Raw genomic sequence first — 21,715 nt, forward strand, 5'->3', positions numbered from 1 at the left:
ATGAAAAAATCCGCCTATTCTGAAAAGCGGGAAATGATCGTCGCAGAGGCGATCAACCCGATCGCCACCGAACTGCGCCTGCTCGATCCGGCCGACCTGATTTCATTGCTCAGATTCGAGTGCTACGGCAGCATTGCCGACCTCGTCTCGTCGGCCGCGGAGCTTTATTATCATCCGGGCACGATCAATTTCGGTGCCGGTGGCGAATACAGGCTCGAATGGGAAGGGGCGCCGGAGATCGTCCTCGATCTCGAACTGAAACCGCACGGCGCGACGGTTTATGCGCAATTGATTCTGGCCAACGAGCATGCTGCGGTCGAGATCAATCATGTTTCGTTTCAGAACCCTTCGGAAAATCCGGACGAGAACACCGAATTTCTCCGTCAGAGCCTGACGGCTGCCCGATTCGTGTCGGCCCGCCAAGGCGAAGCTGCCTGAACCAGTCTAGCGGACATTCTCATATATTATTCATTGCGCCTTCCGAATTCGCGGGCGCGATGGCTTCATTCGGGCGTTTTTTCACCCGACCTTGCCTGAAGCGTGTCGGTTTATGCAAAACCGGCCTGTGAAGGCAAGGAACGCCTTGCAAATCAGCGTTGTTGTTTGGTACCTATCGAATTAACGATTTGTTAACGAACGGCAGGTCGCGGTGGCTCTTTTTACCATCGCTGATGCGCATGATGCCTCTGCTCGTTTTCGGCGCAGCGCCGGATTTTTCCTGACAGTACCAATTGGGTGGACCCAATGACCAGCATTTTGACCAATGCGGCGGCGATGGCCGCGCTGCAAACCTTGCGCATGATCGACAAGAATCTCGAGACGACGCAGGCGCGTGTGTCGTCCGGCTACCGTGTCGAAACGGCGGCGGACAATGCCGCCTACTGGTCTATCTCCACAACCATGCGCTCCGACAATGCAGCGCTCTCGGCCGTGCAGGATGCATTGGGACTGGGCGCCGCCAAGGTCGATACGGCCTATGACGCCCTTGCGAACTCGATCGAGGTCGTCAAGAAAATCAAGGAAAAGCTTGTCGCCGCCTATGGCGTCGGGGCTGACCGCGGCAAGATCCAGGACGAAATCAAGCAGCTTCAGGAACAGCTGAAGAGCACGTCGGAATCTGCCTCCTTCTCCGGCGAGAACTGGCTGCAGGCCAGCATCAGCAATGGTGGCACGCCGCCGGTTGTAGAACCCATCACCAAAAAGGTCGTCGCGTCCTTCACACGCACCGGTTCGGGCAATGTCGGCGTCACCACGGTTGACTATGTGCTGGACGGCAGTGCCGTGCTTTTCGACCTCAGCGGCGGAAAACTCGGTATTCTCGACAAGAGCGCCGTTTTTGTCGCGAAGACGGAACAACAGATCACCCAAACATCGACGACAGCCGGCGTGACCACCAATGCGGGTTACGTCGTCAAGAAATTGACGGACGCGGAAATCGGCACGCTGAATGCGGCGACGCCGGATACGAATACCGACCCGAGCGTCTACAGCAACGGAACGGTGAATTATCTTCGTTTGTCCGAGAATACCTGGGTCAAGGTGACGGCGACCAACCCTTCGAGCGGCACCACCACCGTCGCGGCGGCCTATCGGGACACAGGCAGCAACGATTGGTTTTATGACACGACCGGTGCGCCGACCTCCGTTGCCAGATCCCTCGGTCTTTCCGTCTCCACGCTCGATCTCGACAATCTCGATGTCGTGGCGGCAGCCATGAGCGGTTTTTCCGGTGGCACCACGAACTACACCGCTTCCGACGCCATCGATGTGATGATGAGTTTTGTCGACAAGCAGCTCGAAGCCATGACCAGCACGGCCTCCAGCCTCGGCTCACTACAGAGCCGCATCAACATGCAGGAAAACTTTGTCTCGAGCCTGATGGACGTGATCGACAAGGGTATCGGCCGTCTCGTGGATGCGGATATGAACGAGGAATCGACCAGGCTGAAGGCTCTGCAGACACAGCAGCAGCTCGGCATCCAGGCGCTCTCGATCGCCAATGCCAACGCGCAAAACATCCTTCAGCTCTTCAAGTAAACCGGCGTCGGTCCGGCGGGTTCGGGGGAGTTGGTTGCAAGGTTTCTGAAAACGGCGCCCGCCTTCATCCTCGCACAAGTTTGAACACCTAACGTCGGGGCAATATCGGGTGGATCGCATGGCGTGATCCGGCCGAAAACAATTGAAGAGACGGGCAGGGTAGCAAGGATGACGGTGGTGCCGCCAAACGGCTTTGATCGCAGGCAACGAAACATGTCTCGCCCCTTTGGCCTGTTTTGCCGGGGGCGGGCATGAGCGCGTCCATTGCAAGATATCTCAAGGATTTCGGTGACGTGCAGCCCGCGGGACTGACGTTCGGCGAACCGTTGGCGGATGTCGACGGCATTTCCGGTTTTGGCGATATTGCATCCGGTTTCGATGAATTCGAGCCGCTCGACGTCGAAAGCGAAAAACAGGCCGCCTATGCCCGTGGTCACGAGGATGCGACCCGCGAGATCACGGAGAAAATGCAGGCCGAGCGCGAGGAGCTTCTTGCTGCTCATGCCGCAGAACTCGAAGGCTTACGTTCCGTCTATCTGGAAGAAATTGCCGTTTTCCTGTCGCTAAGGCTGCGTGAAGGCATCGATGCGATCGCGACCAATCTCAGCGAACAGACCGCCAATATCCTTGCCCCGGTTCTGACCGAAGAGCTGTCGCTGAAGGCGGTTTCGGCGCTTGCGGATGTCGTTCGCGCTTCCATGCCGGATGGCGAGGCCGTGACCCTTGTCGTGAAAGGCCCGAAAGATTTGTTTGAGCAGCTGAAGACGCAGCCGGGCTTTGAAGAAGAGACGATGAAATTTATCGAGACGGCAGATATCGACCTCTCCGTTGAGTTGGGTGAAAGCGTGTTCGTCACGCGCATGTCCGCCTGGGCGTCCAGTCTTCGCAAGGTGATGAAATGAGTGAAGGCGAAAATCACCACCACGGCAAGAACGAGATCATCATCGTCAAACGCCACAAGGGCGGGCACGATGGCGCCCATGGCGGCGCGTGGAAGATCGCTTATGCCGACTTCATGACGGCCATGATGGCGTTCTTCCTCGTCATGTGGCTGGTCAACGCCGCAAACGAGGAAACCAAGGCCTCGGTCGCCAGCTATTTCAATCCGATAAAGCTGTCCGATGAGAAACCCTCGTCCAAGGGGCTGGAAAAACCCGTGGACAAGGAAGAGGGCGTCGAGAAGAAAGACCAGTCCAACATAAAGGCGGAAAAGGTCACCCAGGGTTCAGCCGCCGCGACAGGTGAAGACCTGACCTCGCAGACCGGGGAGCAGTCGAACTTCTCCGAAGCGGACTTTTTCGAGAATCCCTATTCCGTTCTGGCGGAAATTGCCCAGCAGGTCGGGCAGCAGGCCAATGTCAGCGCCAAGGGCGAAGGTGGTGCTGCCGATTCCGGCCCGGCGACGGGTGCGAGCGGCGGTGAGGCTTACCGCGATCCCTTCGATCCCGATTTCTGGACCCAGCAGGTGAAGATCACACGTGCGGACCAGCAGCAAAATCCGGTCGAACAGCAGCAATCTGCCGAGAACAAGCAGCAGGACGCTGCCAAGGATAATGAAGCGGTTGCGGCTAAATCGTCTCAGCAGCCAGCCGATGGTGCAGATCACGGCAAGGCCATGGAAGTCGCCGCCGTGGTGCCGCAGCAGCGGCCGGGTGCCGCAGAGCAGGCAGCACTTACGCAGCCTCAGCCGGAGCAGCAGCAAGGTACTGCTGCGCAGAAGGAAGAGGCCAAAGAGCTGCGCCAAGAGATCGAGAAGCAGATATCCGGCATCAGCGGCAAGCTCGCCGAAGGTCTGGTGGTGACGCCCGCCGAAGGCGGATTGCTGTTGACCATTTCCGACCAGACGGAAACGCCGATGTTCAATGTTGGATCGGCTGTGCCCCGCGGCGAAATGGTCCTGGCCATGGAGAAGATCGGCAAGTTGCTTCAGGAGCGTGGCGGCAGCGTGGTGATCCGCGGCCATACCGATGGACGCCAGTTCAAGGGTGAGGCCAATGACAATTGGCGGCTTTCCATGGACCGCGCGCATAGCGCCTATTACATGCTGGTTCGCGGCGGCCTGTCGGAAGAGCGGGTGAAACAGGTTTCGGGTTTTGCGGATCGCAGATTGCAGGTGCCGGCAGACCCGCTGGCGAATGCGAACCGCCGTATCGAAATCCTGCTTGAGGCCGATCGGGGGTGAGTGTGACGAAATCCTCGAAACGTTGGGTTTTTCTTGCGGCGACACTGTGTGGTCTCGGTGCCGAACCGGCGAAGGTTTTTGCGCAATCGCAAGACAACCTCATGCCCTATGCCATGTTGCGCTCCCTGCAGTTCGTGCAGGATTCCGTCACCATGGGAGACCATTCGGCAACCGAAATGCAGCGGTTTCTGCTCCAGACGATCGACGAGCGGCTTAAGAGCGCACCTTCGGCGATCTTCAAGGATCCGCGCAATGTTGATGCGGCGCTTGTCTACGCGATGAGCGGCGGCAATCCGGCCACGCTCGAATTGCTCGTCGCGCGGGACGTGGACGGCAATTTCGACAGCCGCGTCGCCGATATTCTGCGCAAATATCTGTCCGGCAAGGGAACGCTGGTCGCCCAGAGCATCGCGGCCATGGTGCCCGAGTATCGCGGCACGAGAATTGGCGCCTATCTTGCACTGATCGGCGGCAATGTGACGATCCCCCGCGATCCGGTGGCTGCCCTCGGTTTCTATGACATAGCCCGGCTCGAAGCGCCCGGTACCATCGTGGAGGAGGCTGCACTCCGCCGCTCGCTTGCTATCGCCGTTGAAGACGGCGATGCCGGGCGTGGCGTCGAATATGCACAGCGTTACGCGCGGCGGTTCCTGCATTCGCCCTATGCCAGCCAGTTCGCGGACCTTCTGGTCTCACTTGTGGTCAAACGTGTCGATTCCATCGGGCACGACACGATAGAGGAAACATTCGCCATGATGGACGCGGAGAGGCAGAAGGAAGCTTATCTGCGCCTGTCCCGTCTCGCGGCGATCAGCGGCAAGGATTCGCTGGCGCGCATGGCGGCGTTGAAGGCGAAAGCGCTGTCGCCGGATATGCCGGACCAGCCGCAAGTTCAGGCAAATCTCTATGAAAGCCTTTCCAATATCGGCACGCCCGATGTGGTGAGCGCGATTGAAACAATCGGGCAAATTCCCGAGGCCCAGCTTTCGGATCGCGACAGGGCCCTGCGGGACGCGGCAAGGGCAATCGCCGACCAGGTGGTTCGTCCGCCTTCCCCGCAGCCTGGCGCCGATCCCGGTGTCACGGCAGGGCAGGGGGCCGGGTCGGGCGCGCCCGCGAATGAGGCGGCCAGTGCCGAGACCAAGGGCATATGGAGAGTTGAAAACCACAAGGCTGAGGATGAGGGCGAGAACGTCCGGCAACTCGTGACGAGCGGCCGCAGTAAGCTCGATGAAATCGACAGCCTTTTGAAGAAAGGCGAGGGGGCACCATGATCGACGCAACCATCAACGCGATAGTGAATGCGCCATATAACGATCCGCGCGCTGGCAGCGCCAGTGTGAGGGACGACGCCAAAGGCGGAAGTTTCGGCGACACCCTCGCGACGGTCAGGGAAGAGCGCCCGCCGCAGGCAACGCATTCGCGTCATCAGCAGGAAGCGGGATCGGCTGAGGAGCAGAATGTGCAACCGGATGACGATGCTGAAAAGACGGATGTGCCGGTCAAGCGGCCTCCGAGCTTCCTGAACGTGATCGTCAAGGACCATTCCGGAGAAGGCCATGGTCACGAGGCGCTGGCGGAGCTTCAGAATGCGATTAAGACGGCGCACACATCGCCTGAAAACGGCAAACCTGGCAAGAAGGTCAAGGACGCCGACAAGGAGAGCCAGACGGCGGCGGATGCAATCGATCCGAAGCTGGCAGAGCTGCAGACGCTCACGGCCAATGTCGGCGATATCGTGACAGCCAAGACGCCCCTTGAGGAAATTGCGCAGGCGATTGCCGGTAAGGCCGATGTCAAATCCGAAAAGGTTGAAACTGTCAGGGGTAAGGCTGAGCCTCTGGCGAAGGACATGCACGCACGGACCGAGCTTGCCGGAAACGAAGCCGGATCCGGATCGGGCACTGAAGGCGACGCCTCGGCATTCCGCTTCGCATCTCCTCGTTCCGGCACAGCCCGCGCTCTCGATATGAGTACGGTTCAGCGGGATGGCCGCGTCGAGTTCGATGCCCGGGAAAGCAGCGGCAAGGCGACCGAGACGATTACGGTTCTCGATTCGCGGCGGTTCATTGGTCTGGCACCTTCATCCAACGCCTCGGCTCTGACTGGCCTCATCGCCAATGATTCTGAATGGGTTAGCGCCATGCAGCCCGGCTCGTCGCTGTCCAATGAGGCGGCCCAGAGCAGTACCGGCAAAGTCGTCCATACGCTGAAGCTGCACATGACGCCGATCGAGCTGGGATCGGTGACGATGTCGTTGCGTCTTGCCGGCGATGAGCTTGCCGTTCACATGACGGTGGAGAACGTGGCCGCCTACAAAAAGCTTCAGCAGGACAGCAAGAGCATCCTCGATGGCCTCAAGGCGCAGGGTCTGACGGTCGATAACATCACCATCAGCATTGCTTCTTCTGACAAGAGTGACCAAACGGGCACACAAGCCAACAATCAGCAAAATCAGCAGGCGCAGCAGCAAGGCCAACAGGCCGCCGCAGGGCGCAACCGTGACGAGTCCGGCACACGCGGCGGACGGCAGGGCAATGGTGATAATTTGGGGGTGCATAATGAAGGCATGGATGGCGCTCTTGGCTCTGCCCGCACTTCTGCTGACAACGGCGTTTACCTCTGAAAACGCCTCCGCTTCGGCAACGTCAGGTGTCTGTGAAAGGGAAATTCAGTCCGCCGCCCGCAAATACGGCGTGCCGGAGGGAATTCTCTATTCTGTCGGCCTGACCGAGACCGGTCGCAAGGGTCGGCTTGACCCCAACGCCATGAATATTGAGGGAAAACCGGTATTTGCCTCCTCCACCGAGGAGGCATTGACCACTTTCGAGACGGCAAAGCGCAACGGCGCCAAGCTGATCGACCTGGGATGCATGCAGATAAACCACTATTTCCATGGCGAAAACTTCACATCCGCGCGTGAAATGTTCGATCCGCGCCGCAATGTCGAATATGCCGCCATGTTCCTGCGCAATCTCCACAACAGGCACGAAACCTGGACCATGGCGGTCGCCCGCTATCATGCCGGGCCCAACAACGACCCGGCTCAAAAGAAATATGTCTGCCGGGTGATCGCCAATCTGGTGGCGACGGGCTACGGAAAATGGACCGCCAACGCGAAAAATTTCTGCGACGGATAACAACCATCGATTGTTTTGATGCGATCAAGGACTCGCAATTTGAAATGTGGCGAGAGAAAGCCCTAAAAAAGGCGCCGCAAGCGATTTTTTCGGATTTTTGAAATTTTTACACAAAAATTTTGTACCGTATATGGTTAACAACCACTATATATAGATCAAATCGGCACAAAATGGTTAATCAATTATTAATAACTATCGATGATTTCCTACAGTTGTCGCTGAATCCCCCGATTCGTACCAATGCCGCATTGGAAAACACCACACTGATTCGGAGGCGGACGAATGATCGTAGTGGTTGATGAGCGCGAGCTCGTTAAAGACGGCTATACTTCTCTATTTGGGCGTGAGGGCATCCCCTCGACCGGTTTCGATCCGGTCGAATTCGGGGAGTGGGTCTCGACGGCAGCGGACAGCGATCTGGCGGCCGTAGAGGCATTCCTGATCGGTCAGGGCGACCGGAGCTTCTCCTTGCCGAAGGCGATCAGGGATCGCACGACGGCACCGGTGATCGCGGTCAGCGACCAGCCCTCGCTGGAATCGACTCTGGCGCTGTTCGACAGCGGCGTCGATGACGTCGTGCGCAAGCCGGTTCACCCCCGTGAAATCCTTGCGCGTGCGGCGGCGATCCGTCGCCGCCTGCAGGTTATCTCGAATTTCACCGATGCGGGACCGATCCGGGTTTTCTCCGACGGTCGTGATCCCGAAGTTGGTGGCGAGGTCTTTGCCTTGCCGCGGCGCGAGCGCCGCATCCTTGAATATTTGATTGCCAATCGCGGACGCCGCGTTTCTAAGGCGCAGATTTTCAATGCCATCTACGGCATCTTCGATGATGACGTCGAAGAGAACGTCGTGGAAAGCCATATCAGCAAGCTGCGCAAGAAGCTTCGCAAGAAGCTCGGCTACGATCCGGTCGATTCCAAGCGTTTCCTCGGTTACAGCATTGATTGGCAATAATATTCATTCATCCGCGTGGTCTTTTTCAAACGCGGTATTTCAGACAGCTTCACGCAAGCCAAACGCTTTACCTTCTCCCTGAAGATGACCACGAGGGTTTTTGAATGAGTATTTTCGGCACTATGCGAACCGGTGTGTCCGGCATGAATGCACAGGCTAACAAGCTGGGAACCGTTGGCGACAACATCGCCAACGCAAGCACCACCGGCTACAAGCGCGCATCGACGTCGTTCTCCTCGCTCGTTCTGCCCTCCTCGTCGGGCAGCTATGCCTCCGGCGGCGTGCAGTCCAACGTTCGCTACAGCATTTCAGAGCAGGGCAACCTGTCCTACACCACGTCGAGCACCGATCTTGCCATTCAGGGCAACGGTTTCTTCGTGGTTCAGGATGGTGGCGGCACGCCTTATCTCACACGTGCCGGCTCGTTCGTGAAGAATGCGGAAGGCTACCTGGAAAACGCAGCGGGCTTCCAGCTGATGGGTTACCCCTACGGGGCAAATGCGCCAGCTGCCGTCGTCAACGGCTTTACCGGCCTTGAGGCCGTCAACGTCAATAATTTCGGCCTGACAGCATCGCCCTCCACGCAGGGCAGCTTCCCGGCCAACCTCAATCGCGATGAAGCCGCTGTTGCGGCGGGCTCGCGTCCGAGCGACAACCTTGCAACATCGACGATCGGTAACAAGACATCGTTGACGGCGTACGACAGCGGTGGCGCGAAGGTTCTCTACGATTTCTATTACACCAAGACCGGCGCCAATACCTGGGAAGTGGCAGTCTATCGTCAGGACCAGTCGACCAATGGCGGCTTCCCTTACACGGCGACCCCAGCAGCGAACCTTGTCAAGGAATCAGTCACGCTGGCATTCGACCCGGCGACCAATAAGCTCACACCTACCTCTCCAAAGTCGATCACCATCAACGACACGGTCAGCGGCGTCCCGCAGGCAATAAGTATCGACCTGTCCGACATGTCGCAGTTCTCGACGAAGTTCACGCCCGGCACCGCGATCCTGAACGGTAACGGCCCGAGCCAGATCAAGGACGTGGAAATCGGCAAGGACGGCGTAGTGACTGCAGTCTATCAGGATGGTGGCCGCCGCAACATCTACCAGCTGGCGGTTGCCACGGTGCCGAGCGTCGACAACCTCTCCCCTCAGAACGGCAACGTTTATCTGCCGAGCAACGAGTCGGGCGTCGTCACCATCGGTTTCCCGCAGACGGGCAGCTTCGGTTACATCCAGAAGGGTGCGCTTGAGGGCTCGAACGTCGATATCGCCAGCGAACTCACCGATATGATTGAATCCCAGCGTATCTATACAGCGAATTCGAAAGTCTTCCAGACCGGGTCGGATTTGATGGATGTCCTGATCAATCTGAAGAGATAGTAATTCTCACGAGGACAAATGAATGTCGCTCACGTCAGCAATGAATACTGCGCAGTCGATCTTCAACAATACAGGTAAGCAGACGGACGTTACTTCGAAAAACATTGCCAATGTGGGTAATGCGAACTACGTCAAGCGAACCGCCATTCTCGGCACGACCATGTCAGGTGCAAGTATTGTCGCCAACGGCCGTGCCCAGAATGAGAGCCTCCTGAGGCAGACGATCTCCAGTGCATCCCTCGCTTCCGGCCAGAAAACCGTTCTGACCGGGCTCGAGGAGATGAAAAGCCTTTTCGGCGGCAACGATTACGAGAGTTCGCCTGCCACCTATATGAAGGAACTGCTGAAGAGCCTTGACGGTTACGCCTCAAAGCCGAGCGATTCCGCGCTTGCTGCGACTGCGGTTACATCAGCCGTGGACGTCGCCAATTCCCTGAACAAGGCTTCGTCCGAGTTGCAGGCGATGCGCCTGCGTGCCGACAAGGAAATGTCCCTTCAGGTCGACAAGCTGAACGGCCTGCTCGCGAAATTCGAGGAAGCCAACAACGAGGTCAAGGCGCAGACCGCGATCGGCGGCAATCCAAGTGATGCTCTCGACCAGCGCGAGACGCTGCTGAAGGACATTTCGTCCATCATCGGGATCAATGTCGTCAATCGTGAAAACAACGACGTGGCGCTCTACACGGCGGATGGCGCGACCCTGTTCGAAGTCGTGCCGCGCAAGGTTACTTTCAAGGCGCAGCCGGGCTACGACGCGACGGTCACGGGGAACGCGATCTACGTTGATGGCGTCGCGATCAAGGCGAGCAGCGGCAGCAACACGACAGCGGAAGGTTCGCTTCAGGGTCTGATGCAGGTTCGTGACGACCTGGCGCCAACCATGCAGAGCCAGCTCGACGAAATTGCGCGCGGCCTCATCACCATGTTTGCGGAAAAGCCGGCCAGCCCCACCAGCACGCTGCCGAAGATGCCAGGCCTCTTCACCTACGGCTCCCCTGCGGCCACAACCATTCCGGCAAGCGGTGTTGTCTCTCCCGGGCTCGCTGCGAGCATTACCGTCAACCCTGCGTTAATTATTTCCAAAGGTGGAAACCCGGAATTGTTGCGCGACGGCGGTATCAACGGTACCGCTTATGTAATCAACAGCACAACTTCAGGCGGAACCGGGTTTTCCGCACTGATCGACAGCTATGTCACTGCTTTTGACGCGCCCATGAATTTTGCCGCGTCGACACGTATCGATACGAATACAAGCATCCTGAAATACGGCACCAACTCGGTGGGGTGGCTCGAACAGGAACGATCCGGCGCAACTTCGGCAAACGAAGCGAAAAGCGCGCTCTATGAGCGCTCCGCCACCTCCTATTCGAACAATACTGCCGTCAGCCTGGATGAGGAGCTTTCGCTGCTCATGGATATCGAGCAATCCTACAAGGCCGCCACGAAGCTGGTGACCACCATCGACGACATGCTCAAGTCGCTGATGGATATGGTGAGGTAATAGATGAAAACGTCCTTCATTTCATCGCTGGCGATGCAGAACAGCATGCGCAGCACCATCCTCAAGGCCCAGCTTGAGATGACGAACCTCAATACCGAGCTGACCACGGGCAAACATGCGGACCTGGGCGTGACGCTGGGTGCCAACACGGCCCGCAGTCTTGACCTTAATCGCGATGTCGATCGTCTCTCTTCGCTCGTCAGCGTCAATTCTATCGCCACGCAGCGCCTCAAGTCCTCTCAGGCGGCACTTGATGGCATGGCAAAGGCCGCCCAGGAAATTCAGAAGGTTCTTGTTCCGAATACCAGCAGCGCAGCACCAACGCTGGCAACGGTCGCCAAAACCATTTCGAATGCGTTCAACACCTTCACCGGTTTTGCCAATACGGCAGTCAGTGGCGAATTTCTGTTTTCCGGTATCAATACGGATGTGAAGCCTATCGACGACTACTTTGCCGAAGGATCGACGCTGAAGGCAGCCTATGAGGTTGAGCTGAACGCGTTCATGGCGGCACAGACACCTGCGGTCGGTAACATTGCCGACCTGTCCAAGGATCAGGCCGCGGCGTTCATGACCCGTATCGAAGGCGTGTTCAACGGTACTACGCCGGTTACGAACCCACCGCACAGCGATCTGACGGCCGGCCAGAATTACGATTTCTGGACGACCTATGGGTCGAAGGCGAGCGACACGAACATGACGAGCCGCATCAGCCAGAACGAGGTGGTCGAGACATCGACCAACAGCAACTCGCAGGGCATGCGTTATTTCGCGATGACAGCAATGACGGCGATGACGTTCCTTGATGACAAGGTCCCAAGCGACGTTCGTGAATTGGTGGCGACCAGGTCGGTGACCAATATAGGCACGGTCATTAGTGGTTTGAACCAGCAGCAGAGCCAGCTCGGCCTTTCCGAAAGCCGTGTTTCGAAAGCGAACGACTCGCTCGCCGCCCAGAAAAAGATCATCGAGACTCATCTGCTGGATATCGAGGGGATCGATACCTACGAGGTGAAGACACGCCTGGATCTGCTCCAGCAGCAGATTGAAATTGCCTACAGCCTTACGTCGCGTCTGCAAAAAATGAGTCTGGTAAACTACCTCTGATGAACAGGGGTGGCGGCAGATAAAGGATACATGAATGTACCAGTTTTCCTACGCCGAAATCATGGAGGATGGTGTCGCAGACGCGAAGGATCGCGAGCGGCAGGCGTTGACAAAATCGATCGATCTACTGGTGGAGGCAAAGGATTCCTCTTCCCAGCGCCACACGATCGAAGCGCTTTTTTACACTCGACGGGTCTGGATCCGCTTCATTGAGGACCTCAAGCAGCCCGAAAACCAGCTGGCCATGGAACTCAGGGCAAATCTGATTTCGATCGCGATCTGGATTTTGAAAGAGTGCGAACTGATCCGGAAACGTCAGTCGACGAATTTCCAGGGTATAATTGACGTGACAACCATCATCAGGGATGGACTGAAATGAAAAGTACACTTCGAATCTCGCTGAAATCGGGCGAAAAGATTTTCATCAACGGCGCGGTTTTGCGGGTGGATCGCAAGGTGGCCCTCGAATTCCTGAACGACGTCACGTTCCTGCTTGAAAACCACGTCCTGCAGCCGGAGCAGGCGACGACGCCGCTCAGGCAGCTTTATTTCATCGCCCAGATGATCCTCATCAACCCGGAAGGACGCGAACAGTCGACGAACCTGTTCCGTAAATCCGTGAGCATGCTGCTCAATTGCTTCCAGCATGAGGAGATTCTGGCCGAACTCAAGCGTATCGACGGTCTGGTTGCCTCGGGTAAGGCTTTCGAAGCGCTGAAGGCCATTCGTGGCCTGTACCCGACCGAGGAAAAGATCCTCAACAATCAGGAAATGACCCCCGCAACGATCGAGCAGATTCGCAAGGAGATCGCACCATGGCGGTAGATGCAGTCACGTCGGCAGCCTCTAACCCCTGGGCAAATGCCGGGGCGAGCAGCAACGACAAAAGCGCGGCCTCGCTTAACTACGACAGCTTCCTGAAGCTTCTCATCGCCCAGATGAAAAACCAGGATCCGACCAGCCCGATGGATGCCGGCCAGCAGATGTCGCAGCTTGCGAGCTTCTCGCAGGTTGAGCAGACGATCAAGACCAACACCCATCTGAAGAGCATGCTGCAGGCCGAAGCCCTGACGCGCGCTTCCGACCTGGTTGGCAAAACGGTCAAGAGCGCCGACGACAAGGTCACCGGCGTGGTAAAGGAAGTCGAAGTCTATTCGGACGGCGTCGTCGCCATCACAGAAGCTGGTGACAAAGTGCTGCTGCAGGCCGGTGTGACCTTCTCGAACGGTCCGATCGCGACTACACCTGATAGCGGCACCGATTCGGACGTGCCTGCAGGTTCCTGACATTGAAGAGGCGGCATGATGCCGCCTTTCCGGAATAAAGGATGCGACGATGAACGAGGCCGATGCGCTTGATATCATGCAGGCGGCAGTCTGGACGGTTCTCGTCGCGGCCGGTCCCGCCGTTCTCGCGGCCATGATCGTTGGTGTCGCCATCGCCTTTATCCAGGCCCTGACCCAGGTTCAGGAAATGACGCTGACCTTTGTCCCTAAAATCGTAACGATCATGATCGTTCTCGGCGTTGCCGCCCCGTTTGTGGGCGCGCAGATCGCCCTTTTTTCCAATCTCGTCTTTTCGCGGGTTCAGTCGGGCTTCTGACGCCCGTACCGCCTGGATGCCATCCTCGCGCAAGCTTCAGCGACTAGGGATAGGCTGAAGCATCGGGCTGAATTGCGTCAGCGATTTTAGAAAACCGGTGCCGCGGAACCGTGCGGCGGCTTTTCCGTCGCCCTTCTCATGAAGAGACAGGACGATTTTATGGCGCAACCACCAGTCATTTCCTTGCCCAAGGTAAGCCCGAGCATGCGGGATGTCGGTTTCGCATTGGGCATCGTGTCGATCCTCTGCGTGCTGTTCCTGCCCATTCCGGTCGTTCTGGTGGATGTCGGTCTGGCCTTTTCCATAGCACTTTCGGTCCTCATCCTCATGGTGGCGCTCTGGATCCAGCGTCCGCTGGATTTCTCGTCTTTTCCAACCGTGCTGCTGATCGCGACCATGATTCGCCTGTCGCTGAACATCGCGACGACGCGTGTCATCCTTTCGCACGGCAACGAGGGGCCGACGGCGGCGGGCGGCGTGATTGCGGGCTTCTCCAGCCTCGTCATGTCCGGCGACTTCGTGATCGGTCTGATCGTCTTTCTGATCCTGATCACCGTCAACTTCATCGTTATCACCAAGGGTGCCACCCGTATCGCCGAAGTCGGCGCGCGCTTCACGCTGGATGCCATTCCCGGCAAGCAGATGTCGATCGATGCCGATTTGTCCGCCGGCATCATCGATGAAAAGGAAGCGCAACGCCGCCGCCGCGAGCTGGAAGAGGAAAGCTCGTTCTTCGGTTCGATGGACGGTGCTTCCAAATTCGTACGCGGCGATGCGATCGCCGGCCTGATCATCACCGCGATCAATATTTTCGGCGGCATCATCATCGGTTACTTCCGCCACGGCATGCCGATCGGCGAGGCTGCCGATGTTTTCGTGAAGCTTTCGGTCGGCGACGGTATCGTTTCGCAGATCCCGGCCCTTATCGTGTCGCTGGCGGCTGGCCTTCTGGTGTCGCGCGGCGGCACCTCGGGATCGACGGATCAGGCCGTCATCAATCAGCTGAGCGGATATCCGCGTGCCTTGATGGTCGCAGCCATGCTGATGGGGCTTCTTGCCGTCATGCCTGGATTGCCCTTCCTGCCCTTCACGCTTTTGGGCGGCATCATGGCCTTCGGCAGCTGGTATATTCCGCGCCAGGTCGAAGCGGAAAGCGCGCAGCGCCGTCAGGAAGAGGAGGACAAGGTTCTCCAGACCAACGAAGCGGAAAAGGACTCCGTCAAGCAGGTCCTCAAGACGTCCGAAATTGAACTTGCCCTCGGCAAGCAGGTTTCGACCCGCCTCCTCGGTGCGCATCAGGAACTGGCTTTCCGTGTCGGCAAGATGCGCAAGAAATTCGCGACCCAATACGGCTTCGTGGTGCCGGAGATCAAGGTCTCCGACGACATCATGATCCCGGAAAAGGCCTACCAGATCCGTGTCCATGGCACGACGATCGCGTCGAGCAATCTGCGCGTTGGCGATGTTCTTGTCGTGACGGGGGCAGGGCGCAAGCCGAGCATTCCGGGCGACGAAATCCGCGAACCCGCCTTCGGCATGCCGGCCGTTTCCATTCTCGAGACATTCACCGAGGATTTGAAGCGCGAAGGTTTCCACCCGATCGACAATGTCTCTGTGGTGCTGACGCATCTGAGCGAAGTCATTCGCAACAATCTGCCGCAATTGCTGTCCTACAAGGACGTCAAGATCCTCATCGACAGGCTGGACCCGGAATACAAGAAGCTTGCCGACGAAATCTGCTCGTCGCACATGTCCTATTCCGGCCTGCAGGCCGTGCTGAAACTGCTGCTCGCCGAGCGTGTGTCGATCCGCAACCTGCATCTCATTCTGGAAGCGGTCGCCGAACTTGCCCCGCATGTGCGCAAGACCGAGCAGATCGTCGAACATGTACGGGTGCGCATGTCGCAGCAGCTCTGCGGCGATCTTGCCGACAATGGCGTATTGCGTGTGCTTCGCCTCGGCAACAAATGGGACATGGTCTTCCATCAGGCGCTCAAGCGCGATCAAAAGGGCGAAATCGTCGAATTCGATATCGATCCCCGCCATCTCGAGGAATTTTCCGAGCAGGCATCGAAAGTTATCCGTGAATTCATGGATCGCGGACTACCCTTTGTCCTTGTCACGTCGCCGGAAACACGGTCCTATGTGCGCATGATCATCGAACGACTCTTTGCGACCCTGCCGGTTCTCTCGCATGTGGAACTGGCCAAGGGGCTGGAGATCAAGATTCTGGGCGCCATTTCATGATAACCGACCCGCAAGGGACAATTATCGCATTGTTCCTTGCAATTTGCCGTATCGGCGCCTGCTTCATGACCATGCCGGGCTTTTCCAGTTCGCGCATCTCGCCGCAGATACGCATTCTCCTGTGCGTTGCGGTGTCCATGGCGCTTCTGCCGGTACTGTGGGATACGATCTATCCGAAAGTCTCCGGCGCAAGCCAGGGCGCCGTTGTCGGCCTCATCTTCACCGAGATCGTCATTGGCGCAATGTACGGGCTGATCGCGCGGTTTTACACGCTCGGCTTCCAGTTCACGGGCGCGCTCATCGGCGCATCCATCGGGCTTAGCGCTCCCGGCGGAGCGGATGCCGTTGAAGACGTGCAGGAAAACCAGATATCGAACTTCATCACCTTCGGTGGGCTCATGGTGCTGTTCATCCTGGATTTCCACCATATCGTCCTGCGGGCGCTGGTCGATTCCTACGCCACGACACCGGTCGGCGCGCTCATCAGCGGCCAGAAGATGCTGATAACCCTGACAGATACGCTGCGCGCCTCCTTTTCCATCATGCTGCGGCTTGCCAGCCCCTTTGTAATTTACGGTCTGATGTTCAACGTTGCGGTCGGCCTCATCAACAAGCTGGCGCCGCAGATACCGGTCTACTTCATATCGACGCCTTTCGTTCTCGCGGGCGGTATTTTCATGCTTTACCTGTCGATCGCGGCCCTCATCCGGCAATTCGTGGATGGTTTCGGCCCGGTCTTCATCGGCTTCTGATCTGGAGAAAACGCCATGGCTTCGGACAAGCGTTCGGCCAAACTCAAGCGCCTGGTAACGGTCCAGCGCCACATGGAGAAAATGGCCGAGGTGGAACTGGCCGACACCACCCGCGTGCGTGCCGAAGTGGCGCAATCCATGGAGAACGTGCTTGAAGCGATGAGTTCCATGGAGCCGGTCCACCAGACGTTCTCCAGGCACTATTCGGATCGTTACGGCCGCCTTGTCGTCAAGGACCGTCAGCTCTCCGGCGTGCAGCAATTGCAGGAAAACAAGGTGCTCAAGGAAAAGACCAAGGCCGACCGGCTGGAGGACAGGATGCATCTCGCGCGCGATCTCGAGGATCGGGAGGCCGACGACAATACAATCTATGATCTGTTAGAAATCACGAACGCATCCCGGACACCAGCCTCCAGCAAGGTTGGCGATCCATAGTCTGTCCCGTTGTTGCATCGTTGGGCGTCCAGAGAGACGTATTCAGCGGTGTTTCTTGATTGAGCGAACGCCCCGGTTTTAATGCCGCCCGTTCGTCAGCTCGGGAGTTCTGGACGTGGCGATATCGGTTATAAGCGATCTGGTGATGGATGTGGTTCGCGCTGCGGACCCTCAGGAAGTGCAGGTCGCCCAGGAAAAATTGAAGGCGAACAAGGCGGCTTTCGCTGCGACGAGCCTTGCCGATTCGGGCAAGGGCTTTGGCGCTGCCATTGATATGCTTGACAGCGCCACCTCGAAGGCAGGTCTCGGCAATACCAACATCCGCTCTGCCCGTACCGAAGTTCCGGAAACATATCGCAAGTATGAGGCTTCCGTGCTTCAGACCTTCGTTGCCAACATGCTGCCGAAAGACAGCGAGGAGGTCTACGGCAAGGGCAACGCCGGCGAGATCTGGAAAAGCATGATGGCGGAACAGTTTGCCGACACGATCTCCAGAAATGGCGGCGTTGGCATTGCAGAACAGGCCTACAAGGATGCGTTGCGGAAAGCCGAGAGCAAAGGCATTACCGACGTATCCATGAATGACAAAGACCATAATGCTGCAATTCGGATGGTGGCGGAGTTCGAAAGGCAGGTCCTCGGCGTTTCCAATGATAAAACGGACGAGGCTTGAGCATGATAAATCATAACGAGGAGACAAGCATGGACCTTATGTCGAACGACCACCGCATCAAATCCGTTCTCGGCCGTCTTGAAATGATCATCGACAATGAGAATGACAATATCGGTAAGGACCCCCAGTTCGATTTCAAAGTCTCCAATGCCCATAAAAGCCGTTGCCTCTATGAGTTGACGATGTTGTTCCGCGATACGCCCCATGAGGAAATCGCCGCCGGACATCTCGATCAGGTGCAGGGCATCAAGTCCAAGCTCGCGACCAATGCCAGCCGCGTCGAGGCGCATCTGAATGCGGTTCGCGCTGTTGCGGATCTTCTCAAGACCGCGATCCAGGAAGCCGATACGGACGGCACCTATTCCCAGGAACAGTTCATGTACGGCGCAGCCTCCTGATGTTGAAGCTTCTTCTCACCGGCGTCTGGGTTTGCGCCGTCACGCTCGGCGCGGTGTATTTCTCCGTCCAGATGGCGACGGCCCCCTCGTCGGGAGATGAGGCGGGGGCGAAAAAGGCAAGTCTGCAACTGGTCAAAGGCGAAAGCATCACCATCCCCGTCATCAATGACGGTGGTGTGAACGGTTATTTCCTCAGCCGCATTTCCTTGCGTGTCGACAAGGACAAGATGGCGAAGATCGAACTGCCCGCAACGCAATTGATGACCGACGAACTCTTCACGCTTCTGGCGGGTTCTTCCATGGTCAACATCGCCAATATCTCCACCTTTGACCCTGATGTCTTCAAGCAGCGCATCCGAGAGGGGCTGAACAAGAAACTCGGCGACGAGGTGGTCGGGGACGTCCTGATCGAGCAGCTCGATTATCTGTCGAAGGCCGATATTCGCGAGCAAAAGGGCAACGGCTCGCCCCGTTCGGTCAAGCTTGTCGAAGGCGAGAAAGTCGACACCGGAAAAGAAGCGGCCCCAAGCCACTAACGGCGGCGCGGTGCAGGCCACCGGTCTGGTTAATCGCCCCTTTCTATTTTCCGGAATATTCGATCGGTTGCCTTCAGGGTAAATTCAACCAGCACCTGTATAAACAGACCCATGAGCTGCCGTCCCGCAAACCATGTGCCGGATTGGCGGCGGTGAATTTGGCATTCGGGGGCTGGCATGAATTTCGCGGCAGATTTTGCGCGGACGGGATCGCAACGGAATATTCACGGACTGCGCGTCTGTGATCTGGACTGGAACGGGGCGCTGGAAATGGTCAGCGGCCAGGCTTCGGCTTGTGATGGCCACACGATGCTCTCATTTCTTACCATCCAGAATGCCAGACTGTCCCTCAAGGACATTGCTTACAGGCAGATTCTGGAAAGCTGTCTGCTTCTGCCGCAGGGCAGGGGTATGAATGCCGCCGCACGCGCCGAACACGGCAAGCCTCTGCCCGAGACCATCGATGGCGTTGCCTTCGTCATGGCACTTCTGACCTATATGGCGGTGCCGAAACGTATCGGCGTTGCGGGGGATGACGCAGCACAAGTCGGAGAGGTCCTCGCCAAGCTGCGCGCACATGCGCCGTGGCATGATTTCGTGATGCTGAACCGGGATACTTTGGGCGTGAAGGTGGATGTCGTGCTGGCGGGCATGCTTGCGGAAAACCAGGAGAAATGGCTGCATCGCAGCATCAATCGCGATGATGCGCGTCTCGCCATCGCGGTCGGTCCCCTGTTCAAGGTGCTGGCGTCCGAAGTGGCTGGCATGCCCGAGATCTTTCGCAAGCTGCATATGAGCTGGCTTTACAGCCTTTGCGCTGAGCCCTGGCACATCGCGCTCGGCAAGGGCTGAGGCGGGTCGGCAAGGCCCGCGTTAACCATTTGTTTGCCATGATCCTTTAACCTCCCGTAAGGTTTTGAAAGCCGCCTGTTGCGGGCGGCGCCGAGCGTGGCAGACGGCTTCAGATGGTTGATCACAGTCCCGATATGATGGCGACGCGCCCTGATGAGGATGGTGTTGCCGTGCCTGCGTCGCAATTTCGCAAACATTGTCTGCGGCTTCTGACAGCCGGTTGCGTAGCCGCCGCCACCATTGTGGGGGCTGCACTTCCGCTGCTGCTCATCGATTCCGGTTTTCGCGGATATGTTTCGCAGGCGCATGTCGAGGTTACCCAGGCCGGCTACGATGCACCCGATGCGGCACGCTTTCTTGCCATGGCCCGCCGCACCCTGCTTTCTCCGTCCGGTCTGGACCGTATAACGGGCGACCTCAAATTGAAGCCCGCCGACATGGTCGGCGTTCGCAATCAGGGCGAACTTGGCCTGCTTTTCGACCTTTTGACCGGGGCGGATACCCGTTCGCTTTCCCCGCGTGAAGCATTGAACGGTGCTGTGGGCGAGGCGATACGTCTGGAACTGACGCCAGATGAAAACACGCTGATCGTAACCTCGAAGGCAGCGACGCCGGAAACCGCGATGCGGCTTACGGATTATCTTTCGATGCGTGTCATGGCGGATGGCAAGGCCGGCACCATGACGCCCGCCATGCGCGAGACGGAGCGGGCGCGCACCCGGTTGGACGAGGCGGAAGCCGCCTTGAACGGTTTCCAGATGCGCCACGGCGAGGCCGTCCTGGCGGAAGTGCAGCAACTCGAGCAGCAATTGCGCGACCTCAATGACAGCCTTGCGGGGACGACCCAGCAGCAGCAGTCGCTTCAGACGGATCTGGCGGTGGCCACCGGCCTCAAGCCGAATGACGTATTGTCAAAGCCCCTGCCGTCAGGCGCTGCTTTCTCTGTGCTTGAGGACATCAGGCAAAGACATGCAAGTGCCAGCATGGCGCTTTCAGGCGTCTCGGTCGATTACGGCCCGAAACATCCCCGCCGCATCGCCGCCCAGAATGCCGTAGACGCCGTGCAGGCGCTTGTCGCTCCCGCATTGCGTCAGCTGGTCGATGGCTTGCGCGCCGATGAGAAGCGCGTCGCACAGGAAGTTGCAACCGCGAACGCCGAACGAACGAAACATCTCGACCGCCTGAGCAGCCTTGGTGTCACGCCCGGTGAATTCTCCAGATTGCAGGGTGAACTGGAAACGGCGCGAAATGCCTACCTTGAGGCGAGCGAGCGTCGGGACATGTCCTCATCCACCACAACCGCCGTTGAGACCCGCCTCACCAGGAAGGCAGGACCGGGCGAATTGTCGCGCGACCTCACACAAGCCGCTATGCTGGCAGGCGGTGGCGCGTTGCTCGGCCTGTTGGGCAGCCTGTATCTCCTGAGCTACCGTCGCCATGACGAGGAGGAGGCACTCGTCCTTGATGATGCGCACGTTCTGCCCTCCGAAAAAGCGCCTGAGCAATCGGGGCAGTTTCCCGAGTTCGAGCCGATCGAGCCGGATGTGTTCGATGATCTTGAAGAACTGGCCGCGGATAGCGAATTCGAGCCGGAGGCTGAGTTCGCGGACTATTACGCCGGGGCGGCGAACGATAGCGGATTCGATACCGATGACATTCCGCTGGACGAGCGTGTGCGGCAGGTTCTGATGGGCAACCGCACCGTCAGGAATACCCCCCAGACGACACCGGAGCTGCCGCCCTTGCTCAGTGAAGCCCTTGCCGGGCATTTCGATCACGAGCAGGCCGAAGCCGAGGAATTGGCGGAATTGAGACGCGAGTTGGCGCTCTTGAGGGAGCGCCTCGCCGATTACGCCGAGCATCGCGACGACTACCGCAAAACTGCCTGACGAAGCTGCATTTTTGCTTGCATTC

At 58.0% G+C, this 21,715-nt stretch carries 23 protein-coding genes; all 23 read left to right on the forward strand.

Features of this window, described 5'->3' with window-relative positions:
- The 23 genes from GH784_RS20730 (at nucleotide 1) to GH784_RS20840 (ending at nucleotide 21,690) form a co-directional block, all read left to right on the forward strand.
- Nucleotides 1-438: a hypothetical protein gene (locus GH784_RS20730; protein WP_003515097.1), complete on the forward strand. Its 438-nt coding sequence runs from the start codon at nucleotides 1-3 to the stop codon at nucleotides 436-438.
- A gap of 306 nt (nucleotides 439-744) precedes the next feature.
- Nucleotides 745-2,037 (forward strand): flagellin N-terminal helical domain-containing protein, encoded by a 1,293-nt coding sequence (locus tag GH784_RS20735; RefSeq protein WP_065703820.1) that lies wholly within the window; start codon nucleotides 745-747, stop codon nucleotides 2,035-2,037.
- A 251-nt stretch (nucleotides 2,038-2,288) separates the two neighbouring features.
- Nucleotides 2,289-2,939 (forward strand): hypothetical protein, encoded by a 651-nt coding sequence (locus tag GH784_RS20740; protein ID WP_003515099.1) that lies wholly within the window; start codon nucleotides 2,289-2,291, stop codon nucleotides 2,937-2,939.
- The gene (locus tag GH784_RS20745) at nucleotides 2,936-4,219 is read left to right on the forward strand and encodes a MotB family protein (RefSeq protein WP_019564303.1); all 1,284 of its coding nucleotides are present in this window, start codon (nucleotides 2,936-2,938) and stop codon (nucleotides 4,217-4,219) included. The genes GH784_RS20740 and GH784_RS20745 overlap by 4 nt, the downstream gene beginning before the upstream one ends.
- Nucleotides 4,216-5,493 (forward strand): chemotaxis protein MotC, encoded by a 1,278-nt coding sequence (motC, locus tag GH784_RS20750; protein WP_003515101.1) that lies wholly within the window; start codon nucleotides 4,216-4,218, stop codon nucleotides 5,491-5,493. The genes GH784_RS20745 and motC overlap by 4 nt, the downstream gene beginning before the upstream one ends.
- Nucleotides 5,490-6,845, forward strand: a complete 1,356-nt coding sequence (gene fliK, locus GH784_RS20755) for a flagellar hook-length control protein FliK (protein ID WP_065703822.1) — start codon at nucleotides 5,490-5,492, stop codon at nucleotides 6,843-6,845. Before motC ends, fliK begins: the two co-directional genes overlap by 4 nt.
- Nucleotides 6,793-7,359 carry a lytic transglycosylase domain-containing protein gene (locus GH784_RS20760; protein WP_019564301.1) on the forward strand — a complete coding sequence of 189 codons (567 nt, stop codon included), beginning with the start codon at nucleotides 6,793-6,795 and terminating at the stop codon, nucleotides 7,357-7,359. Before fliK ends, GH784_RS20760 begins: the two co-directional genes overlap by 53 nt.
- A gap of 282 nt (nucleotides 7,360-7,641) precedes the next feature.
- Nucleotides 7,642-8,313 carry a transcriptional activator Rem gene (gene rem, locus GH784_RS20765; protein ID WP_003515107.1) on the forward strand — a complete coding sequence of 224 codons (672 nt, stop codon included), beginning with the start codon at nucleotides 7,642-7,644 and terminating at the stop codon, nucleotides 8,311-8,313.
- A gap of 104 nt (nucleotides 8,314-8,417) precedes the next feature.
- Nucleotides 8,418-9,698, forward strand: a complete 1,281-nt coding sequence (locus GH784_RS20770) for a flagellar hook protein FlgE (protein WP_065703824.1) — start codon at nucleotides 8,418-8,420, stop codon at nucleotides 9,696-9,698.
- 22 nt (nucleotides 9,699-9,720) lie between these two features.
- The gene (gene flgK / locus GH784_RS20775) at nucleotides 9,721-11,199 is read left to right on the forward strand and encodes a flagellar hook-associated protein FlgK (protein WP_003515109.1); all 1,479 of its coding nucleotides are present in this window, start codon (nucleotides 9,721-9,723) and stop codon (nucleotides 11,197-11,199) included.
- Between the two features lie 3 nt (nucleotides 11,200-11,202).
- Nucleotides 11,203-12,306 (forward strand): flagellar hook-associated family protein, encoded by a 1,104-nt coding sequence (locus GH784_RS20780; RefSeq protein WP_003515111.1) that lies wholly within the window; start codon nucleotides 11,203-11,205, stop codon nucleotides 12,304-12,306.
- A gap of 34 nt (nucleotides 12,307-12,340) precedes the next feature.
- Nucleotides 12,341-12,685: a flagellar biosynthesis regulator FlaF gene (flaF, locus tag GH784_RS20785; RefSeq protein WP_003515112.1), complete on the forward strand. Its 345-nt coding sequence runs from the start codon at nucleotides 12,341-12,343 to the stop codon at nucleotides 12,683-12,685.
- Complete coding sequence (flbT, locus tag GH784_RS20790) at nucleotides 12,682-13,131, forward strand: flagellar biosynthesis repressor FlbT (protein ID WP_003515113.1); 450 nt, start codon at nucleotides 12,682-12,684, stop codon at nucleotides 13,129-13,131. The genes flaF and flbT overlap by 4 nt, the downstream gene beginning before the upstream one ends.
- A complete protein-coding gene (gene flgD, locus GH784_RS20795) occupies nucleotides 13,122-13,592 on the forward strand; it encodes a flagellar hook assembly protein FlgD (protein ID WP_003515114.1) in 471 nt (156 codons plus the stop codon). The genes flbT and flgD overlap by 10 nt, the downstream gene beginning before the upstream one ends.
- Before the next feature lie 49 nt (nucleotides 13,593-13,641).
- Nucleotides 13,642-13,908: a flagellar biosynthetic protein FliQ gene (locus tag GH784_RS20800; RefSeq protein WP_003515115.1), complete on the forward strand. Its 267-nt coding sequence runs from the start codon at nucleotides 13,642-13,644 to the stop codon at nucleotides 13,906-13,908.
- 159 nt (nucleotides 13,909-14,067) lie between these two features.
- Nucleotides 14,068-16,155: a flagellar biosynthesis protein FlhA gene (flhA, locus tag GH784_RS20805; protein ID WP_003515116.1), complete on the forward strand. Its 2,088-nt coding sequence runs from the start codon at nucleotides 14,068-14,070 to the stop codon at nucleotides 16,153-16,155.
- The gene (gene fliR / locus GH784_RS20810; RefSeq protein WP_003515118.1) at nucleotides 16,152-16,907 is read left to right on the forward strand and encodes a flagellar biosynthetic protein FliR; all 756 of its coding nucleotides are present in this window, start codon (nucleotides 16,152-16,154) and stop codon (nucleotides 16,905-16,907) included. The genes flhA and fliR overlap by 4 nt, the downstream gene beginning before the upstream one ends.
- Nucleotides 16,908-16,922: 15 nt before the next feature.
- The gene (locus GH784_RS20815; RefSeq protein WP_065703826.1) at nucleotides 16,923-17,342 is read left to right on the forward strand and encodes a hypothetical protein; all 420 of its coding nucleotides are present in this window, start codon (nucleotides 16,923-16,925) and stop codon (nucleotides 17,340-17,342) included.
- Between the two features lie 115 nt (nucleotides 17,343-17,457).
- Nucleotides 17,458-18,015, forward strand: coding sequence for a rod-binding protein (locus GH784_RS20820; protein ID WP_003515121.1), 558 nt, complete (start codon nucleotides 17,458-17,460; stop codon nucleotides 18,013-18,015).
- 29 nt (nucleotides 18,016-18,044) lie between these two features.
- Nucleotides 18,045-18,413 carry a hypothetical protein gene (locus GH784_RS20825; protein WP_003515122.1) on the forward strand — a complete coding sequence of 123 codons (369 nt, stop codon included), beginning with the start codon at nucleotides 18,045-18,047 and terminating at the stop codon, nucleotides 18,411-18,413.
- Nucleotides 18,413-18,949 carry a hypothetical protein gene (locus tag GH784_RS20830; RefSeq protein ID WP_003515123.1) on the forward strand — a complete coding sequence of 179 codons (537 nt, stop codon included), beginning with the start codon at nucleotides 18,413-18,415 and terminating at the stop codon, nucleotides 18,947-18,949. The genes GH784_RS20825 and GH784_RS20830 overlap by 1 nt, the downstream gene beginning before the upstream one ends.
- Before the next feature lie 177 nt (nucleotides 18,950-19,126).
- Nucleotides 19,127-19,801, forward strand: coding sequence for a WecB/TagA/CpsF family glycosyltransferase (locus GH784_RS20835; protein ID WP_003515124.1), 675 nt, complete (start codon nucleotides 19,127-19,129; stop codon nucleotides 19,799-19,801).
- 113 nt (nucleotides 19,802-19,914) lie between these two features.
- Nucleotides 19,915-21,690 carry a GumC domain-containing protein gene (locus tag GH784_RS20840; protein ID WP_065703828.1) on the forward strand — a complete coding sequence of 592 codons (1,776 nt, stop codon included), beginning with the start codon at nucleotides 19,915-19,917 and terminating at the stop codon, nucleotides 21,688-21,690.
- The last annotated feature ends 25 nt before the right edge of the window (nucleotides 21,691-21,715 follow it).

This window comes from Agrobacterium tumefaciens, from assembly GCF_009649785.1.
In the GTDB taxonomy this organism is placed as follows: domain Bacteria; phylum Pseudomonadota; class Alphaproteobacteria; order Rhizobiales; family Rhizobiaceae; genus Agrobacterium; species Agrobacterium tumefaciens.

Coding starts and splice junctions, on each gene's coding strand:
- GH784_RS20730 (WP_003515097.1), top strand. CDS start 1: ATGAAAAAATCCGCCTATTCTGAAAAGCGGGAAATGATCGTCGCAGAG.
- GH784_RS20735 (WP_065703820.1), top strand. CDS start 745: ATGACCAGCATTTTGACCAATGCGGCGGCGATGGCCGCGCTGCAAACC.
- GH784_RS20740 (WP_003515099.1), top strand. CDS start 2,289: ATGAGCGCGTCCATTGCAAGATATCTCAAGGATTTCGGTGACGTGCAG.
- GH784_RS20745 (WP_019564303.1), top strand. CDS start 2,936: ATGAGTGAAGGCGAAAATCACCACCACGGCAAGAACGAGATCATCATC.
- fliK (WP_065703822.1), top strand. CDS start 5,490: ATGATCGACGCAACCATCAACGCGATAGTGAATGCGCCATATAACGAT.
- GH784_RS20760 (WP_019564301.1), top strand. CDS start 6,793: ATGGCGCTCTTGGCTCTGCCCGCACTTCTGCTGACAACGGCGTTTACC.
- rem (WP_003515107.1), top strand. CDS start 7,642: ATGATCGTAGTGGTTGATGAGCGCGAGCTCGTTAAAGACGGCTATACT.
- GH784_RS20770 (WP_065703824.1), top strand. CDS start 8,418: ATGAGTATTTTCGGCACTATGCGAACCGGTGTGTCCGGCATGAATGCA.
- flgK (WP_003515109.1), top strand. CDS start 9,721: ATGTCGCTCACGTCAGCAATGAATACTGCGCAGTCGATCTTCAACAAT.
- GH784_RS20780 (WP_003515111.1), top strand. CDS start 11,203: ATGAAAACGTCCTTCATTTCATCGCTGGCGATGCAGAACAGCATGCGC.
- flaF (WP_003515112.1), top strand. CDS start 12,341: ATGTACCAGTTTTCCTACGCCGAAATCATGGAGGATGGTGTCGCAGAC.
- flbT (WP_003515113.1), top strand. CDS start 12,682: ATGAAAAGTACACTTCGAATCTCGCTGAAATCGGGCGAAAAGATTTTC.
- flgD (WP_003515114.1), top strand. CDS start 13,122: ATGGCGGTAGATGCAGTCACGTCGGCAGCCTCTAACCCCTGGGCAAAT.
- GH784_RS20800 (WP_003515115.1), top strand. CDS start 13,642: ATGAACGAGGCCGATGCGCTTGATATCATGCAGGCGGCAGTCTGGACG.
- flhA (WP_003515116.1), top strand. CDS start 14,068: ATGGCGCAACCACCAGTCATTTCCTTGCCCAAGGTAAGCCCGAGCATG.
- fliR (WP_003515118.1), top strand. CDS start 16,152: ATGATAACCGACCCGCAAGGGACAATTATCGCATTGTTCCTTGCAATT.
- GH784_RS20815 (WP_065703826.1), top strand. CDS start 16,923: ATGGCTTCGGACAAGCGTTCGGCCAAACTCAAGCGCCTGGTAACGGTC.
- GH784_RS20825 (WP_003515122.1), top strand. CDS start 18,045: ATGGACCTTATGTCGAACGACCACCGCATCAAATCCGTTCTCGGCCGT.
- GH784_RS20830 (WP_003515123.1), top strand. CDS start 18,413: ATGTTGAAGCTTCTTCTCACCGGCGTCTGGGTTTGCGCCGTCACGCTC.
- GH784_RS20835 (WP_003515124.1), top strand. CDS start 19,127: ATGAATTTCGCGGCAGATTTTGCGCGGACGGGATCGCAACGGAATATT.
- GH784_RS20840 (WP_065703828.1), top strand. CDS start 19,915: ATGGTTGATCACAGTCCCGATATGATGGCGACGCGCCCTGATGAGGAT.